The organism is Pseudomonas corrugata, from assembly GCF_050920615.1.
Lineage (GTDB): Bacteria > Pseudomonadota > Gammaproteobacteria > Pseudomonadales > Pseudomonadaceae > Aquipseudomonas > Aquipseudomonas corrugata.
In genome coordinates this window covers 4495502-4512216 of record NZ_CP130434.1, presented here as the reverse complement: position 1 = coordinate 4512216, position 16715 = coordinate 4495502, and the positions used below count along the sequence as shown (strand labels likewise).

Sequence of the window (16715 nt, the reverse complement as noted above, 5' to 3'; positions counted from 1 at the left end):
CCTTGTGAGGCTGCGATGACATTGGTCGACGCTGAATGCTCAAGTGAGTCAATTGACGTCAGCCCTCAGAGCACATTGAGAGGGATTTTCAGGTAGCAAGTGCCATTGCTTTCAGGTGGAGGCAAATGACCTGCTCGCATGTTCACTTGCACGGATGGCAGGATAAGTGTCGGCATGCCCAACGTAGCGTCCCGCGCTTGGCGCATAGCTACGAAATCCGCTTCTCCAGTGCCCTCATGCACATGAATATTGTGGGCTCTTTGCTCGGCAATGGTGGTTTCATTGCGGTAGTCATCCCGACCCGGGGTCTTGTAGTCGTGGCACATGAACAAACGGGTATCGTCGGGCAACTCGAACAACTTCTGAATGGACTGGAAGAGTTTTCGCGCATCGCCGCCGGGAAAGTCGCATCGGGCCGTGCCGTAGTCAGGCATGAACAGTGTGTCGCCGACAAAACCAGCATCTCCGATTAGATAGGTCATGCAGGCCGGTGTATGTCCCGGCGTATGGATGGCGTGCGCTTCGATTCCTCCGACCCAAAAGCGCTCACCGTCTTTCAGCAGCCGGTCGAATTGACGACCATCGGTGGCGAACTCGCTGCCGACGTTGAACAACTTGCCAAAAGTATTCTGAATCACGGTGATCTGATCGCCGATGGCCAGTTGGCCGCCCAACTCGTGCTTTAGATACTGAGCCGCGGAAAGATGGTCGGCATGTACATGGGTCTCTAATAACCACTCTACCGTAAGCGCCTGCTCACGCACGTAGGTGATTAAACGTTCCGCGCTTTTGCAGGAGGTGCGACCTGATGCGGGGTCGTAATCGAGCACAGAGTCGATAATGGCGCAGCGGCCTGTGGTTGGGTCACTGACAACATAGCTGTAGGTATAAGTAGCGGAGTCAAAAAAAGCTTCTACATGGGGGTTCATGATGGAATTCTCTTTTCGATACACGAGAGCAGTGCTGATCTGCCAAAGGTTCTGTAAGGAACCGTGATCAGCGCTGCGTACCTGATGTGCAACGGTTTTCGTTCAGCAACGGTTACAGGTTTTGATGCCTAGCAATGCATAGGCGGGGCAGAAACGGAAAATGCCAGTGGCCAGCGGCACTAAACCTATCCAACCCCACACGCCGATCACACCGGACAGACTGAGGCCAATGAGAAGCAGACCGGCGACGATACGCAGGCTACGGTCAATGGTTCCAATGTTCGCTTTCATGGCGATCTCCCGATCAATGACTGCGCCGGGTCTCCAGCGCAGTAAACAACAACATGCCGGCCAGCATGGCCAACATGAATACGATTATCTGCCAGCGTCCAGTCAGCAGAATTGCGACTGCGGGGCCAGGGCAGATGCCTGCTATTCCCCAGCCAATGCCGAACAACAGGCTCCCGCCAATCAAGCGGGGGTCCAATTCACGTTTGATCGGTAGCTGCATGGGCCTTCCCAGCAGCGAACTGGTTTGTTGTCGCGCCCAGGTTAGCGGGCCAACGGCTGTGCCAATGGCCCCGACCATGACCAATGCCAGGGATGGATCCCAGGCACCAGCCAGATCCAGGAAAGCGAGCACTTTGCTCGGGTTGGCCATGCCTGCCAGAAGCAGACCCAAGCCGAACACCAGGCCAGCGATGAATGCGGTCAGTTTGATCATGTCCACCCCTCCAGCAGATGACGCAAGACAAACACTGTGGCGAAACCACTGAACATGAAACAAACAGTGGCGACCATCGATCGCGGCGAAAGGCGCGATAGGCCGCATACCCCATGGCCACTGGTGCAACCTGATCCGTATCGTGTGCCAATGCCCACCAATACACCGGCGACGGCCAGTCCGAACCAGCCACTTTTGAACTCGATCTGTGGCAGTGTGCCGAACAAGCCCCAGAGAAGCGGCGCGATGAGCAGGCCCAGGAGAAAAAGAGCTTTCTCACTCACCCCCTCGCTCCCACGCTGCAAAAGGCTGCCGATCAGACCGCTGATGCCTGCGATACGTCCGTTGGCAACGACAAATAGACTGGCGGCCAGGCCAATCAATGCGCCTCCGGCAAGGGACGACCAGGGTGTGAAGTTGAGCCAGTCGACATTCATGAGGATTCTCCGGCGCGAAATTGTTGATAGAGGTTCTGGATGACAGCCAGTGCTGCGGGGCTCCTGATGCGATAGAACACCTGCTTTGCGTGACGGCGGCTTATGCACATGACTAAATCGCCTTCACCAGCAACGCCACCGCAACTACCATGGAAACTGCGGCGAAGCCCCTCTGTAAGTATGGACCCGCCAGCCGGGCCGCGATCAGGCGTCCGCACACCATTCCAGCCAATGCTCCGATGGAAAACGGAATGGCAACTGCCCACTGCAGGTGCCCGGCTGCCGAGCTTGCGGCAACACCGGAAATGGAAACCAGCGCGATCACGGCCAGAGACGTTGCGAGCACTGACTGCGGGGTCAAATTGGTGTATCGCTGGAGCGCCGGCACCATCACAAAGCCTCCGCCCACGCCGAGCAATCCAGACAACCCGCCCGCGACAATGCCGGAGACGGTGAGTGCCCAAGCACACGGACCGGTCCAGTTGAGCTTTCCTCGGTTGACGTCCAATAGACAAGGTGGCGGTTTGGATGTGACGAAGGGCTTCGACTCAGTGGAGGGCGCGAGCGATCGTTGATAGACCCGAAACGCAACGTACATCAGCACGAAGGCAAACATGATCGTCAACGGGCGATTAGGTGTGCGCTGCGCCAGCCAGAGTCCAAGGGGAGAACAGACGATCCCCGCGCCGGCAATCAGAAGCGCCGCTTTATAGCGGACGGTGCCGTTCTTGAGTCCCATTACGGCACCCAGGGTCGCAGCTAACCCGACAGCCAGTAACCCAATGGGGCCCGCCTCGGCCATGCTCAACCCGACGCCGAATACCAGTAACGGAACAGCCAGTATTCCTCCGCCGGCGCCGGTCAGCGCAAGAATGACTCCTACAGTGAGCCCGAGCAGTAAGACCACGATCATCCCAGTCTCCTTGCCTTCAGTCCTGATTTCATAAATCAGCCATCTCAGGTTTCGCCATCCACTCATGGCCTTTGAGCATTCCCTTCCAATACAGCGGTGGAAGAATCCGCTCTTTGAGCAGCCATGCCAGCCTCGATGGCCGGGTACCGTCAATCAGCCAGGATGGAAAACTGGGGGCAACCTTGCCGCCATAGGTGAATTCAGCCAGTACGATCTTGCCGCGTTCAACCGTCAGCGGGCAGGAGCCGTACCCGTCGTAATGGGCGCTGCCTTTCGCTTTCCCCATTGCTGCCAATACATTATGGGCAGCGACTGGCGCCTGTTTGCGTGCGGCTGCCGCGGTTTTCGCGTTGCTGGAGTTGGTGGCGTCTCCCAGGGCGTGAATATTTGCCCAGGTTTTATGACGCAGGGTGGCAGGGTCGACATCAACCCAGCCAGCCGCGTCTGCGAGAGGGCTGACCCGAACGAAATCCGGCGCGATCTGTGGTGGCACCACATGCAGGAGATCAAAGTCGCGCGTAACAAGATGGGCGCTGCCATCCGGATTGACACAGTTGAACGTTGCAGTCCGTGCGGGTCCATTTACGCTGGTGAGGGTGTTGCCGAAGTTCAGGTCGATACCATAGGCCGCGACGTATTCCATCAATGCAGGCACATAGTCGGGAACGCCGAACAGCACCGCGCCGGCGCTGCGGAACTCGATCTCGACTTTGTCCAATACACCAGTACGTTTCCAATGATCGGCAGACAGGTACATTGCTTTTTGCGGCGCCCCGGCACATTTGATTGGCATGGGCGGTTGCGTGAAGATGGCTCGTCCACCATTCAGTTGCTGCACGAGTTCCCACGTATAAGGCGCAAGGTGATACAGGTAGTTTGAAGTCACGCCGTTGCGACCCAGGGTGTCCGACAACCCCTCGATTGCATGCCAATTGAGCTTCAGGCCAGGGCAGACGATCAGTTGCTCATATTTGACGACTCTGCATCCATCAAGAATGACGGCATTTCTTTCGGGTTCAAAAGCGGCGACCGCCGACTTGATCCAATGCACACCGCGGGGGATGGTCGTACCCATCGTGCGTGCAGTTTGGGCTGCATCGAAGACGCCACAGCCGACAAGTGTCCAGCCAGGCTGATAGTAGTGCACATCTGCCGGGTCGATGATGGCAACGTCGAGTCCTGGGGCTCGTGCCAGCAAGCTGGATGCCGCCGCAATACCTGCCGCACCGCCCCCGATGATAACCACAGTGTGCTGCGCCTCAGCGACTTCGACCGGCGTGCGTCCCTGATTCACAATACGGCGGATGACGCCTTTCATATCGAACCCGGCTTTTTTGGCGGTCTCGACAATGTGGGGCAGGGATTGTTGGCCCGCTTGTGACAGCGCCCACATCGTTGTCGAGCGCATACCGGAACGGCAGTAGGCCAACACCGGTTTTGGCAGTGTTTCAAGGAGCTTGCCGAAAGCGATGGCTTGCTCGTCGGTGACTTTGCCTGATTCCGCGGGAAGGTAGTGCGCCTCGAGGCCAAGGGCTTGGGCGGCTCGTTTGATTTCGGCAAACAAGGGTTGATCGCCTCCTTCACCATCGGGGCGGTTACACACAATGGCGCGAAAACCGGCGTCTTTCAGTTCTGCCAATTGATTGGGAAAAATCTGTTCTGATACCGACAGTCCAGGCGCAAGGCAACGAATGTCCATGAGGGTCTCCGTCAAGGGTATTTTTCTTCTGATTTTCTAGGGGGAGGGGCAACGTCAGGCGGCGTTGAGCGGGATTTTCAGGTAGCGCGTCCCGTTCGCCTCAGGCTCAGGCAAGTGCCCGGCGCGCATGTTGACCTGAACGGATGGCAGGATCAGTGTTGGCATGTCCATCGACGCATCACGCTTGGTGCGCATGGCCACGAACTCCTCCTCACTGATGCCATTACGCACATGGACGTTGTGCGCGCGCTGGTCGGCAACGGTACTGACGAACTGCACTTCGCGACCACCAGGCTGGTAGTCGTGGCACATGTACAACAAGGTGTTGGCCGGCAGACTCAGCACCTTGTTGATTGAATGGAATAACGTACGCGCGTTGCCCCCGGGAAAGTCACAGCGTGCAGTACCGTAGTCCGGCATAAACAGGGTATCGCCGACGAATGCGGCCGTTTCGGTCCCATCGCTGATCAAATAAGTCATGCAGGCTGGTGTATGGCCCGGTGTATGGAGCGCGTGGCATTGCAGCGTGCCAATGGCAAACGGTTCGTCATCAACGAACAGGTGATCGAACTGGCTTCCGTCGCGGGCCATACCGCGACCTGTATTGAACAGCGTGCCGAACACTTCCTGCACCGTCGAAATCTGGCTACCGATTCCTATTTTTCCACCGAGCTTTTCCTTCAGGTAGGGCGCAGCCGTCAAGTGGTCTGCATGGACGTGGGTCTCAAGAATCCAGTCGACCCGTGCATTGAGTTCGTTCACCCTCGCAATCAATCTGTCGGCAGACGTTGTGGCGGTGTGGCCGGATTTGGGATCGTAATCAAGTACGCTGTCGATTACAGCGCAGTGATGGGTGGCCTCATCCAACACAAGATAGCTGACGGTATTGGTAGCAGAGTCGAAGAATCCTTCGACGTGAAGTTTTATGCTCATGACCTGTCTCCTTAGGGGCTTTCCCCAGCCTAAGGACTGACATAGCAATAAGTCTGCCAGACCGGATCGGTACGAAAATTAAGTCTTATCTATTTGATTTTATTGGTTTTTATTTTTCGTGAAGTAGTCTGACTCTTTCAATATTCACTTGGATTTACTGCCATTGGCAGTCCGTGTTGACAGAGGTGGCAGTGCCATTACAGGATGGATGGAATATCAGGAGCCACGATGAAAACTATCCTGCCCACCCCAACCCACTTACTCCCGCACTCGGAACAAGTGCAGTCACTTGTTTCGTTTCTTGAGCACGAATCCCAGCCAATGATCGTGCTCGATCCGGACTACAACATCCTGGCTGCCAACACGGCCTATCAACGGCAGTTTGGCAGCGCTGACAAACCCTTTATCGGTCATAAGTGTTATCAAATCTCACACCATTACGACGTACCTTGTGATCAGGCGGGTGAGAATTGCCCGATGAAAAAAGCGCAGGAAATGCGCGGACCGGATCGTGTCCTGCACATTCACCACACGCCTCGCGGGCCTGAGCATGTCGACGTCGAGTTGCGTCCGATCCTAGACGAACACGGTGTTATTACTGCCTACGTGGAGCGTCTCACCCTGGTCCGCAGTGCCTATGCGCGACCCAGCAATGAGGGGCTTGTCGGCTGCTCACCCGCCTTCAACCGTGCCCTGTCGGAGCTGCAGCGGGTGGCACCATCAATGCTGCCAGTGCTGTTGCTGGGTGAATCCGGTACGGGCAAAGAGCTGTTTGCCCGCGCCGTACATGAAACCAGCGAGCGGGCCACTGGACCCTTTGTCGTCGTTGATTGCTCTGGATTGACCGAAACGTTATTCGAGAGCGAACTGTTCGGCCATGAAAAAGGAGCATTCACCGGTGCCACCACGCGTAAGCCTGGCCTGGTTGAAACTGCCCAAGGCGGCACATTGTTCCTCGATGAAATTGGCGATGTTCCACTGGCCATGCAAGTGAAGTTGTTGCGCCTGATCGAATCGGGCACTTATCGCCGTGTCGGGAGTGTCGAAACCCTTCATGCCAACTTCAGGTTGATTGCTGCGACCCACAAACCACTGGAAAAGATGATGGAGAAGGGGGAGTTCAGACAGGATCTGTACTACCGCATCAGCGCCTTTCCAATTCAACTACCGCCCTTGCGTAACCGAGTGGAAGACATTGGTCTGCTTGTAAATTCATTTCTGCAACGTGTCGGTACAGGCAAGCGCCGACTGACGATAGATGCAGATGCTTTAATGCAATTGCAGCGGTATGCCTGGCCCGGCAATATTCGTGAATTACGCAACGTTCTGGAAAGAGCCAGTCTGTTTGCTGACGATGGGGTGATCCGCTCCATACATTTGCCCCCGGTATCCGTGGCGGCGTCTGCTCAGTCCGCTCCTTCAACTGCTTTCGACGGCAACTCGCTGACACAGGAACTGGCAACTTTCAAAGGTACTCGCAGTGAGCTGGCCAGGCACCTGGGTATTAGCGAACGGACGTTGTACCGACGATTGAAAGAGCAAGGTCTGGCCTAGTAACAAGTGTTCAAGCGCAAGACTGCCAATGACTGCCAGCCCTGGCAGATTGGCAGTGCATTAGCCCTGCCGAGGCATCTTGCGTATCACCGATCTAGTGGTTAACTGACTGTTTTAAAAAGAAAAAATACAACTGCTTGCCCTTGGCATGCCCTGTGCTATCTGCATAGTCATGACCATTTCCGACAAACGACTGCGACGCCAACTGCTCACGGCAGTAGTGATCAAACTACTGGTGCTGACAGTGTTGTGGTGGATGTTCATCCGGGATTCGCGCGTTAGCGTCGATTCGAACACTATCGGCGACAGGTTCGGCGTACCCACCTCGACTCAAGGGGCAAGCAAGTGATTTCAGAACACCTGGTGGATTTGTCTCGGCTGCAGTTTGCAGCCACCGCGCTTTACCACTTTCTTTTTGTACCGCTCACGGTTGGCATGGTTTGGCTGCTGGTCATCATGGAAAGTGTCTATGTGATGACCGGTAATGTCATCTGGAAGGACATGACGCGTTTCTGGGGCAAGCTGTTCGGCATCAACTTTGCCTTGGGGGTGACCACGGGCATCACTCTGGAATTTCAGTTCGGTACGAACTGGGCGTACTACTCGCATTACGTCGGCGATATTTTCGGAGCCCCGCTGGCAATCGAAGGCTTGATGGCGTTCTTTCTTGAATCGACCATGATCGGCCTGTTCTTCTTTGGTTGGGATCGTCTGAAGAAAGAGCACCATTTACTGGTCACGTTGCTGATGGCGATTGGCACAAACCTTTCAGCGTTGTGGATTTTGATCGCCAATGGATGGATGCAGAACCCGGTGGGTTCAGAATTCAGTTACATCACCATGCGCATGGAGGTGGTTGATTTCTGGGCGGTGGTTTTCAATCCAGTGGCGCAGGCCAAGTTCGTACACACCGTCTCAGCCGGTTACGTCACCGGCTCGATGTTTGTGCTGTCGATTTCCAGTTGGTATTTGCTCAAGAATCGTGATGTCGAGTTTGCCAAACGCAGCTTCCGGGTGGCGGCAGCCTTTGGCCTGGCATCGGTGCTGAGTGTGATCGTACTGGGTGATGAGTCTGGTTACACGGTGGGTGAGGCACAGCAAACAAAAATGGCTGCCATGGAGGCCATGTGGGAAACCAAGCCTGCACCGGCAGGCCTGACGTTGGTGGCCAGTATCAATGAAGCCGAGTCCAAAAATAACTGGGAAGTCGAAGTGCCTTGGTTGATGGGCCTCATTGGCACACGATCAGTCAGCAAGCAGATTCCAGGCATTCATGAGATTAAGGAAAAGAACCGCGCTCGAATTCTCCGAGGCATTACCGCCGTCAATGCTCTTGAAGCCGTCAGGGCCAATCGCACCGATTCAGCAGCGCTCAATACATTCGAGAAATACCAGGCCGATCTGGGCTTCGGCCTGTTGCTCAAGAAGTATGTCGAGGACGTCAACCAGGCTACGCCGGCCATTATCGAAAAGGCTGTGAACGATACGGTGCCGCGCGTGACGCCCATGTTCTGGGCGTTCAGGATCATGGTATGTCTCGGCTTTGCCATGCTTATGCTCTTCGGGCTTGCCTTCTGGAGCACCCTGAAGTCGACCTGCACGCGCCGCCGCTGGCTACTGCGTTGGGCGCTCTGCATGCTGCCTGCGCCATGGATTGCCTGTGAGCTTGGCTGGTTCGTCGCTGAATACGGCCGCCAGCCTTGGACCATATACGGCGTGCTGCCGACCCACATGAGCGTATCCACGCTCAGCGTCAACAACCTCTATGGCTCGCTGGCGGGATTCATCGTTTTCTACACCGTGCTGCTGGTGGTTGAAATGTTCCTGATGGTCAAGTTTGCCCGTCAAGGTCCAGGCAGCCTCGGCACCGGCCGTTATGTTCACGATGCCCATTTGAAGGAACTCCTCCATGCTTGATTACTTCACCCTGAAAATTATCTGGTGGGCGCTGGTCGGTGTGCTGCTGATCGGCTTCGCCATCATGGATGGCCACGATATGGGAGTTGGCACGCTGCTGCCATTTGTTGGCCGCAATGACATGGAGCGTCGCGTCGTCATCAATACCGTCGGTCCGCATTGGGATGGGAATCAGGTTTGGTTCATCACTGCGGGCGGCGCATTGTTCGCGGCATGGCCTGTGGTGTATGCCACAGCGTTCAGCGGTTTCTATTGGGCAATGATTCTGGTCCTCTGGGCGTTGTTCTTCCGCCCCGTGGGTTTTGACTATCGCAGCAAGATCCACAACTCCACCTGGCGTAGCACTTGGGACTGGGGACTCTTCGTGGGTGGGGCAGTGCCGCCTCTGGTGTTCGGGATTGCGTTTGGAAACCTTCTGCAAGGTGTACCTTTCCACTTCAACGATTTTCTGGTGTCGACCTACACCGGCAGTTTCTGGCAACTGCTCAATCCCTTCGCGTTACTTACCGGTGCTGTGAGCGGTGCAATGATCACTCTGCAAGGCGGTGCTTATCTGGCACATCGCACTGAGGGTGTTATCCAGGCAAGGGCAATCAAAGGCGGGGTGGGTGCAGCGGTCGTGCTGGTGTGTACCTTCCTGGTTGCCGGCATCTGGCTGCAATGGATCGATGGCTACCGCATCACGTCCGTGGTTGATACAGCGGGACTGCCCGACATTCTCGGCAAATCCGTGGTACGCGAAGCTGGAGCCTGGATGGACAACTATGGCCACTATCCTTTGCTGTGGTTACTGCCCGCATTGGGATTGAGTGGCGCAGCAGGCGCTGCTTTGTTGTTGATGGTGCGACGTACACTTTCAGCGTTTATTGCGTCATCGCTCGCGGTCATCGGTGTTATCAGCACGGCAGGCATATCGATGTTTCCGTTCGTTATGCCGTCATCCACGATGCCTGCAGCGAGTCTTACGGTGTGGGACAGCGTCTCCAGTCACTTGAGCCTGACCATCATGTTCTGGGCCACGCTGATCTTCATGCCACTGATTGTGCTTTATACCTCTTGGGCTTACCGCGTCATGCGGGGCAAGGTAACCATCGCGCAGATCAAAGCCAACGAACATTCGGCCTATTAATGCCGGCAAAGGAGTCATGAACATGTGGTATTTCGCCTGGATGCTGGGTGTCGGTTTTGCGTTGCTACTGGCTATTCTCAATGCGATGTGGGGCGAGAACGAAGTCGGCCGAGCCTCGAGTGACAACGAGGAGGCACGGTCATGATGCCGCGTGTCGCTGACCCACAACCGATCTCACAGATTCGTTTGCCGAGTCTGGTTATCGCTATAGCAATCATGCTTGCATGTACGCTCTATCCTCCCATGATGGCTGCTGCCGATGGCAGGCCGGATCATGCTCTGGCGACAGCATTGTTCGCAGCCATGAGTGTGGCTTTTGTGAGAGGTGTGGGATTTGTTCCGCGGACGCTCGTGTGGCGTTGGCTTTTCTCAGGCTGGACCTGCCTTGCGACGCTTGCAGTTGCTGGCTGGGTAAGGTTTCTACATTGAGGACTGGCGACAAGAGAGGATGCAGCGTCACCAAGCTATAACATGACGACACTCGTGCAGTCAGGGATAGCTTGGTTTCGTTTGAGCTGACTCACTCAGTGCCTTGGCCGATTATCACTCCGTTCACCTTTTGCCCATAAAGATTGACCCCATCCGTCTCATGAAATTTCAGTCTGGTCTGTTCGACAGAGCCGGCTATCATCCTTGGGTCTTTTGGTCGTTCGTGGCTGTTCATATAGGCTGCAACATGCCACGCCTCATCGGAGGAGAGTGTTCCCCCCTTGCCTAACGGCATGTTCGATTTTATGAAGCCTGCAGCGGTATTGATTCGATGCATTCCCGCACCCCAGTTGAATGAATCTTTGCCCCAAAGTGGTGGAAACACATAGTCGCTTCCTGCTTTCTGACCTTCACCTTCAGCTCCGTGGCATACAGAACACTGCTTGGCGTAGATGGCCTTTCCTTTGGTGAGATCGAAACCGCCGGCAGGTTCAGGAATCTCGGGATAGGAACGTCCGGGCAGCTCTTGGCCTGTAGGTGCGCCCGTTGCGAGCCAGTAGGAGTATGCGGTTAGAGCCGCGATGACTTGGCTGTCTGCCGGAGGCGGCTTTCCGTTCATGCTGAACTGAAAGCACCCTTGTAAGCGCTCAGCGTAGGTATTGACCTTGTCGTTCTTTTTTCGATAGGCCGGGTACATTGTGTAAGCCCCCCAAAGAGGAGCAGAGTCAGCTTTTCTTCCTTGTTCCAAATGGCAGTTGGTGCAGTTCAATCCGTCTCCAACGAACTCGGATGCATTGGCTTTCGTATCTACAAAGATTGCGCGGCCTTGCTGGACTAATCGACCAAAAGCATTGTCAGGTAGCGCTTGCTCCGCGGGCGGGACGAATGTGGCAGCCTTATTCCGGATTGGGTTCGGATTTTTGGATGGCGCGGTTGATTCTACAACTTCAGTAGCACAAGCCATCGATAGGATGTTGTAAGTAATAAGTGCCGCGACGATTGATTTCATGGCTGGGCCTCTATTTACTGAGTTGCGCAAAATATTGGGCAACGGCCTCGACTTCGCTATCAGTGAGCGAGCGCGCAATATGGCCCATGAGATCGGCTGGATCATTTCTGCGAGTCTTCTGCCGCCAGGCATTCAGTTGAGATGTGAGGTATTGAGCCGACTGGCCTGAAAGCGGCGGAAAAGCGGCGCCGACTCCGATACCACTTGGCCCATGGCACGCTACGCACTCGGGAATATTTCGATCCCATGCACCTCTCAAAGCCATGACCTCGCCAGGTCCTTTCGCGGCGTGTGCACGATTGATTGGTGTTACTACTGAGCTTGGCATCTTGGCAAACATAACCGCGAGGGCTTTTGATTCGTCTTCGCTCAATGCCTGAGCGACTGGTTGCATTATTGGATTACTTCTGGCGCCTGAGCGGAAATCAGCGATCTGCTTCGTCAGATAATCAACAGGTAGGCCCGCAAGCCTTGGGAAACCAGCCGCAGGCATACCCAGACCGTCAGGACCATGACAGGTTGAGCAGGCTATGGCCCCTGGATTAGCGCCTCCTTGGGAGAATATTTTCTGTGCATCTGCTGCAAAGATGGATGCCGTAAATGCACTGGATAAAGTACAGGCTAGTGCCAATAGAATAGTTTTCATCTGCCAGCCCTCATTATCATTGTTTTTGTAATAGCAAGTCCGGTCAATCAGGTTGATAGTTACTTGGTTCGGATTGCGTCGCTCCAGGCGCAAGCACCTGCGGTCTCGAGCTTTTTGCAGTTGGCGCATCCTGGACCGCGTATTTTGATGTTCAGCATTGGAAACTCCCTGGTATGAAAGTCAGCTAGCTCCTTGTTTATGTTGAAAACGGATCGACTGGTAAGATAGGGCGGGCCTGCAAGGTAGGACGTGGGTCGCCAGGCAGGAAGCCAGACTGCCGGCTTTACGAGCTCCACGGCGACCCTTGGAGTTTGATCATCAACAGCCAGGTTTTAAGGTATTTGCTGCGCGCTGAACGGACTTGATGTAGATCAGTTGCCCGCAGAAAATTTTCCGTAACGCGCAAGAGCACAGCCAGCGAACCACCGCGGCGGTTTTGTTGGTACTACCCAGCCTGGCGATAGCATTTTTACTGTGAACGACCCCTTTATGGTTTCGAGCGCGTACGCCTCGTCAAACCACCGCTCCAAACAGCGATCCCACCAGTGCCGTGACGCCCATGGCCAGCGCCCCCCAGAATGTCACCCGCCAGGCCCCAGTGATGACCTTGGCTCCGCCGGCCTTGGCGGCGATGGCGCCCAGTGTCCCGAGAAACACCAATGACATGCACGATATCCAGGGCACCACGCTGTGTTCCGGCGCGACAAACGTCACCGTCAGGGGCAAGGCGGCACCCACCACGAAACTGGCGGCGGAGGCGAGGGCAGCCTGCAAGGGTTTGGCGGTGAAGGTGGCGCTGATACCCAGTTCGTCGCGGGAATGTGAGCCGAGCGCATCATGGGCCATTAATTGATCGGCCACCTGTCGCGCCAGCTCGGGTGATACGCCTCGCTGCATGTAGATGTTGGCGAGCTCGATGTGTTCGGCTTTCGGGTCACTGGCCAACTCGGCCCGTTCGCGGGATAAATCGGCACGCTCGGTATCGGCCTGGGAATGCACGGAGATGTACTCACCTGCTGCCATGGACATGGCGCCGGCCATCAGCCCGGCCATGCCCGTGACCAGCAACGTGACATGGCTGGAGTTGGCGGCGGCCACGCCGATCAGCAGGCTGGCGGTGGAGACAATTCCGTCGTTGGCCCCAAGAACGGCGGCGCGCAGCCAGCCGATACGATCACTGCGGTGGGACTCGGTGTGCCTGTGCATGAACTTCATGGTTGAGAGCGACTCGCTGCTATCAAGGGTTTCACATCGGACGGGTTTCAATCTGCGCCTGCAACCGACCGCCGACAATGGATATTTCCTTGAATCGCTGTTCGTCGCGCAGCACGAACAACGCATCCATCCCGCGTTCCTGAGCCAGACGTGGCCCTTCGGTTTCACCCAACACCATCAGCGCCGTGGCCCAGGCATCAGCGAGCATGCACGAAGCGGCCACCACGGTGACGGCGGCGATGGGGTTGCACAGCGGCGCGCCAGTGGCCGGATTCATGGTATGGGCATAGGCTTGACCGGCCACGTCGACCCAGTGTCGGTAGTCCCCGGAGGTCGCGATCGCGGCATCGCCAAGCTCCATGACACCCATGACTTCACGTACGCCCCGTTCAGGTTTTTCCACCGCCACGACCCAGCACTGACCGTCGGGTTTGACGCCCCGGGCGCGCATCTCGCCATCGATGCCGACGAGGTAGCGGCTGATACCAAAACCGTCCAGGCAACGGGCCAGTTCATCGACTCCAAATCCTTTGGCGATGCCATTCAGATCAAGGTGCAGCGGCGCGCGTTTGCGCACCTGATTGCGTAAAGGGTCAACCACCAGCGCGGCGCTGGCTGACAACCGGGTGTTCGGCGGCATCGTCGCGAGCGCCTGTTCTGTGACTGTCTGTTCTCCGGGGCCGAACCCCCAGGCATCAACCAGGTCTCCCACCGCGATGTCGAAGGCCCCAGCGGATTGCTGACTGATACGCAGTGCCGCAGACAACACTGTCGCCAGTTCCCGGGGCACTGCTACCCATTGTTGCTCGGGCGCGGCGTTGAGGCGGTTGAGGTCCGAGTCGGGTTTCCAGGTGGACATTTGCTGGTCCACCCGGGCCACAGCGCAGGCCAAGTGACGACCCACTTCGTCGCTATCGATCCCGGCCCCGGCATAGAACAGAGCGGTGTAGCGGGTGCCCATGGTTTCGCCGCTCAGGCTGTAGCGCTGCAACTCAGTAGACGTCTTCACGGTAGCGTCCTTGTGCCTTGAGGGTCAGAACATTCAGATTGAGAGGCGCCAATACTTCATCGAGGGCTTGCATCACGCTTTTGGCCATCTCGCGGCTGCCACACACCAGCACCTGGGCACCTTTCTCAATCAGTCGACGCAGGGCCAGGGCATCGCCGATCAGTCGGTCTTGCACGTAGCAGCGGTCCTGAACCTGAGAAAAGGCGGCGCGCAGTGCCGTCAGGCGACGGTCGGCCAGGTACTGGTTGAGCTGCGGCTCATAGAGAAAGTCCGAGGCCGGGTTGCGTCCACCCCAATACAAATGCATCGGGTGGCGGGCCGTGTTGTTGCGGATAAAACCGGCCAGGGGGCCGATGCCGGTACCGGCGCCGATCAGGATCACCGGGTGCGTGCCCGACGCCGGACGAAATTGCGGGTTTGGCTGGATAAACGCTTCGATCGACGCACCAATGTCCAGGCCGTGAAGAAACTCCGAGCACACGCCTCCGTTGTGTTTGCGCACGCAGATTTCCAGCACGCCGTCCTGCGAACCGCTGGCCAGCGAATAGAAACGCGGGGTCTGACTGCCCGGGGGCACTATCGCGACCAAGTCACCGGCCAGGAAGTCCGGCAACTCGCTGGACGCTTTGAAGCGCAAGACGTGGGTGGGGGCGTTCACCTGTTCGCCGTAGACAATGCGCTCGGTCAGCTGCAATGGGTGAGTCTGTGGCCGCTGCGGGGCATGGATCAGTGTCAGGTCATGCTGGAGCACTTCGCTCAGCGCGTGGGCCCATCGCGTAAATTCCTGAGAGGACTGGCGGTTGACGGTTTCCAGCCCCAGTAACGGCGCGCCACCGGCCTGCAACATGGCGTCGTGCACCTGATGGGCGAACTGGCAGAACTGCGGGAACTGCCGATCACCGAAGCCCAGCACAGCAAAGGGCAGTCCGGGCTTGATACCGGTTTTGGCCAGCCGCGCCAGGAACTGCGAGGCCGAGGCTGGCGCGTCGCCGTCACCGTGGGTCGCCGTCAGGATGAGCACCCGCTGGGCGTTGCTGTAGTCGTTGGCGTACTGATTCATGGTCGCGCTATGCACCCGGTGTCCGGCCAGGTGCAAGGCGGCGTGCAAGGTGTTGGCAAAGCCCCAGGTGCTGTTGTTTTCACTGCCCACCAGAATCACGCTGTCGGCAGAGTGGGCAGGGGTGTTGTGGCGGATCTTCGGGCCAGCCTTGCGGCGGCGCCACCACAACAGGATGCCGGTCACGCTCATCAACGGTACGCAGAGGGCGCAGAGTCCCAGGGGCAGGCCCAGCCACCACAGGCCCTCGCCGGTGTGCATCTGGTAAATCAATTCATAAAGACGATGCATCGAGTCGTGGGGCTGATAGGACAGCAAGGCGCCGCTGACCTGATCCACGTAGCCGTCGCCCTGGATCGTGCGCAAGGAAAACACATCCTTCGGGTTACCGGGACTCGGGTAGACCAGTTCGCGCAGCTCATTGAGGTCGGTAGCCTGCAAGGCTTGAAGGCTCGCCACCGGCAAGGCCGGGCCGTTACTGACGTGAGCGGGGAAGGCGGGTTCACTCTGACTGCCGTCAGCGATAAAGCCGAAGGTGGTGGCAGACATATAGAGCCCGCTCAACGCCGACAGCAGCAGACCGAGCAAGGCCAGTCGGCCGACCTCAGCATGCCAGCGCTGGCTGAAGGTGCCCCGCAGTGGCCGCAGCACCTTGCGCCAACCCCCCAGGCGCCGGGCGAGCAATAGCGCGCCAGACACCGATAGCATCAGCATGAACAGCGCGCCGACCCCCGACACCCCGTGGCCTGGCGAGCCGAGGAACATCGAGCGGTGCAGCTCTTTCACCCAGCGCGTGAACGCGCTGGGTGCATAGGGTGCCAGGCCTTCGCCCGTCAGCGGATCGACCGTTTCAGCCCCGGCCTGACCGTTCCGGTTGTAGTAGACGATGACTGTCCCGGACGCTGTACGCTGGATCTGCTCTACGCCCGGGAAGTGATTGGCAACACGTCCGGCCAGTTGGCCGACGTTGAGTTGTCCGGTCGCGGTGGTGGTACTGTGCAAGCGTTCCAGCGCCGGGTCGACCGACAGGATCGCGCCGCTGATGGCCAACAGCATGACCAACAGGGCGGCGATCAGACCGGGCAGGGAATGGGACTGGCGAAGCATGTTCAGCC

18 protein-coding genes are annotated in these 16715 nt (G+C 57.2%); 6 read left to right on the top strand and 12 right to left on the bottom strand.

Features of this window, described 5'->3' with window-relative positions; all coding sequences use genetic code 11:
• Positions 1-65: 65 nt before the first annotated feature.
• The 7 genes from QZH45_RS19745 to QZH45_RS19715 all read right to left on the bottom strand — a co-directional run bounded on the left by QZH45_RS19745 (position 66) and on the right by QZH45_RS19715 (position 5635).
• Positions 66-929, bottom strand: coding sequence for an MBL fold metallo-hydrolase (locus QZH45_RS19745; RefSeq protein ID WP_055135655.1), 864 nt, complete (start codon positions 927-929; stop codon positions 66-68).
• 102 nt (positions 930-1031) lie between these two features.
• On the bottom strand, positions 1032-1220 hold the full coding sequence (locus QZH45_RS19740) for a YgaP family membrane protein (RefSeq protein ID WP_024779363.1): 189 nt from the start codon (positions 1218-1220) through the stop codon (positions 1032-1034).
• A 13-nt stretch (positions 1221-1233) separates the two neighbouring features.
• On the bottom strand, positions 1234-1653 hold the full coding sequence (locus tag QZH45_RS19735; protein ID WP_024779362.1) for a DUF6691 family protein: 420 nt from the start codon (positions 1651-1653) through the stop codon (positions 1234-1236).
• Positions 1650-2090 (bottom strand): YeeE/YedE family protein, encoded by a 441-nt coding sequence (locus tag QZH45_RS19730; RefSeq protein WP_024779361.1) that lies wholly within the window; start codon positions 2088-2090, stop codon positions 1650-1652. Before QZH45_RS19730 ends, QZH45_RS19735 begins: the two co-directional genes overlap by 4 nt.
• Positions 2091-2202: 112 nt before the next feature.
• Positions 2203-3003, bottom strand: coding sequence for a sulfite exporter TauE/SafE family protein (locus QZH45_RS19725; RefSeq protein WP_055135654.1), 801 nt, complete (start codon positions 3001-3003; stop codon positions 2203-2205).
• Positions 3004-3031: 28 nt separating this feature from the next.
• Positions 3032-4702: a bifunctional protein tyrosine phosphatase family protein/NAD(P)/FAD-dependent oxidoreductase gene (locus QZH45_RS19720; RefSeq protein ID WP_055135653.1), complete on the bottom strand. Its 1671-nt coding sequence runs from the start codon at positions 4700-4702 to the stop codon at positions 3032-3034.
• Between the two features lie 54 nt (positions 4703-4756).
• Positions 4757-5635 (bottom strand): MBL fold metallo-hydrolase, encoded by an 879-nt coding sequence (locus tag QZH45_RS19715; RefSeq protein WP_053190827.1) that lies wholly within the window; start codon positions 5633-5635, stop codon positions 4757-4759.
• Between the two features lie 228 nt (positions 5636-5863).
• Between QZH45_RS19715 and QZH45_RS19710 the strand changes: the two genes are divergently transcribed.
• The 6 genes from QZH45_RS19710 to QZH45_RS19685 all read left to right on the top strand — a co-directional run bounded on the left by QZH45_RS19710 (position 5864) and on the right by QZH45_RS19685 (position 10664).
• On the top strand, positions 5864-7189 hold the full coding sequence (locus tag QZH45_RS19710) for a sigma-54 interaction domain-containing protein (protein ID WP_055135652.1): 1326 nt from the start codon (positions 5864-5866) through the stop codon (positions 7187-7189).
• 148 nt (positions 7190-7337) lie between these two features.
• Positions 7338-7538 carry a cytochrome oxidase putative small subunit CydP gene (cydP, locus tag QZH45_RS19705; protein WP_053190830.1) on the top strand — a complete coding sequence of 67 codons (201 nt, stop codon included), beginning with the start codon at positions 7338-7340 and terminating at the stop codon, positions 7536-7538.
• The gene (locus QZH45_RS19700) at positions 7535-9106 is read left to right on the top strand and encodes a cytochrome ubiquinol oxidase subunit I (protein ID WP_024779355.1); all 1572 of its coding nucleotides are present in this window, start codon (positions 7535-7537) and stop codon (positions 9104-9106) included. Before cydP ends, QZH45_RS19700 begins: the two co-directional genes overlap by 4 nt.
• Positions 9099-10235, top strand: coding sequence for a cytochrome d ubiquinol oxidase subunit II (gene cydB / locus QZH45_RS19695; RefSeq protein WP_024779354.1), 1137 nt, complete (start codon positions 9099-9101; stop codon positions 10233-10235). Before QZH45_RS19700 ends, cydB begins: the two co-directional genes overlap by 8 nt.
• Positions 10236-10257: 22 nt before the next feature.
• Entirely contained in the window at positions 10258-10380 is a 123-nt protein-coding gene (cydX, locus tag QZH45_RS19690; protein ID WP_024779353.1) for a cytochrome bd-I oxidase subunit CydX, read from the top strand.
• Complete coding sequence (locus QZH45_RS19685) at positions 10377-10664, top strand: cyd operon YbgE family protein (RefSeq protein ID WP_080996548.1); 288 nt, start codon at positions 10377-10379, stop codon at positions 10662-10664. The genes cydX and QZH45_RS19685 overlap by 4 nt, the downstream gene beginning before the upstream one ends.
• A gap of 91 nt (positions 10665-10755) precedes the next feature.
• On the opposite strand, the gene QZH45_RS19680 is transcribed toward QZH45_RS19685, so the two are convergent.
• The 5 genes from QZH45_RS19680 to QZH45_RS19660 all read right to left on the bottom strand — a co-directional run bounded on the left by QZH45_RS19680 (position 10756) and on the right by QZH45_RS19660 (position 16707).
• Positions 10756-11673, bottom strand: coding sequence for a c-type cytochrome (locus QZH45_RS19680; protein WP_053190832.1), 918 nt, complete (start codon positions 11671-11673; stop codon positions 10756-10758).
• Positions 11674-11683: 10 nt separating this feature from the next.
• Positions 11684-12319, bottom strand: a complete 636-nt coding sequence (locus tag QZH45_RS19675) for a c-type cytochrome (protein ID WP_081036545.1) — start codon at positions 12317-12319, stop codon at positions 11684-11686.
• A gap of 513 nt (positions 12320-12832) precedes the next feature.
• Positions 12833-13534, bottom strand: coding sequence for a VIT1/CCC1 transporter family protein (locus QZH45_RS19670; protein WP_053190835.1), 702 nt, complete (start codon positions 13532-13534; stop codon positions 12833-12835).
• A 31-nt stretch (positions 13535-13565) separates the two neighbouring features.
• Positions 13566-14543 (bottom strand): FAD:protein FMN transferase, encoded by a 978-nt coding sequence (locus QZH45_RS19665; RefSeq protein WP_231995022.1) that lies wholly within the window; start codon positions 14541-14543, stop codon positions 13566-13568.
• Positions 14527-16707: a PepSY domain-containing protein gene (locus tag QZH45_RS19660; RefSeq protein ID WP_055135651.1), complete on the bottom strand. Its 2181-nt coding sequence runs from the start codon at positions 16705-16707 to the stop codon at positions 14527-14529. The genes QZH45_RS19665 and QZH45_RS19660 overlap by 17 nt, the downstream gene beginning before the upstream one ends.
• Between the last annotated feature and the right edge of the window lie 8 nt (positions 16708-16715).

Coding starts and splice junctions, on each gene's coding strand:
- QZH45_RS19745 (WP_055135655.1), bottom strand. CDS start 929: ATGAACCCCCATGTAGAAGCTTTTTTTGACTCCGCTACTTATACCTAC.
- QZH45_RS19740 (WP_024779363.1), bottom strand. CDS start 1,220: ATGAAAGCGAACATTGGAACCATTGACCGTAGCCTGCGTATCGTCGCC.
- QZH45_RS19735 (WP_024779362.1), bottom strand. CDS start 1,653: ATGATCAAACTGACCGCATTCATCGCTGGCCTGGTGTTCGGCTTGGGT.
- QZH45_RS19730 (WP_024779361.1), bottom strand. CDS start 2,090: ATGAATGTCGACTGGCTCAACTTCACACCCTGGTCGTCCCTTGCCGGA.
- QZH45_RS19725 (WP_055135654.1), bottom strand. CDS start 3,003: ATGATCGTGGTCTTACTGCTCGGGCTCACTGTAGGAGTCATTCTTGCG.
- QZH45_RS19720 (WP_055135653.1), bottom strand. CDS start 4,702: ATGGACATTCGTTGCCTTGCGCCTGGACTGTCGGTATCAGAACAGATT.
- QZH45_RS19715 (WP_053190827.1), bottom strand. CDS start 5,635: ATGAGCATAAAACTTCACGTCGAAGGATTCTTCGACTCTGCTACCAAT.
- QZH45_RS19710 (WP_055135652.1), top strand. CDS start 5,864: ATGAAAACTATCCTGCCCACCCCAACCCACTTACTCCCGCACTCGGAA.
- cydP (WP_053190830.1), top strand. CDS start 7,338: ATGCCCTGTGCTATCTGCATAGTCATGACCATTTCCGACAAACGACTG.
- cydB (WP_024779354.1), top strand. CDS start 9,099: ATGCTTGATTACTTCACCCTGAAAATTATCTGGTGGGCGCTGGTCGGT.
- cydX (WP_024779353.1), top strand. CDS start 10,258: ATGTGGTATTTCGCCTGGATGCTGGGTGTCGGTTTTGCGTTGCTACTG.
- QZH45_RS19685 (WP_080996548.1), top strand. CDS start 10,377: ATGATGCCGCGTGTCGCTGACCCACAACCGATCTCACAGATTCGTTTG.
- QZH45_RS19680 (WP_053190832.1), bottom strand. CDS start 11,673: ATGAAATCAATCGTCGCGGCACTTATTACTTACAACATCCTATCGATG.
- QZH45_RS19675 (WP_081036545.1), bottom strand. CDS start 12,319: ATGAAAACTATTCTATTGGCACTAGCCTGTACTTTATCCAGTGCATTT.
- QZH45_RS19670 (WP_053190835.1), bottom strand. CDS start 13,534: ATGAAGTTCATGCACAGGCACACCGAGTCCCACCGCAGTGATCGTATC.
- QZH45_RS19660 (WP_055135651.1), bottom strand. CDS start 16,707: ATGCTTCGCCAGTCCCATTCCCTGCCCGGTCTGATCGCCGCCCTGTTG.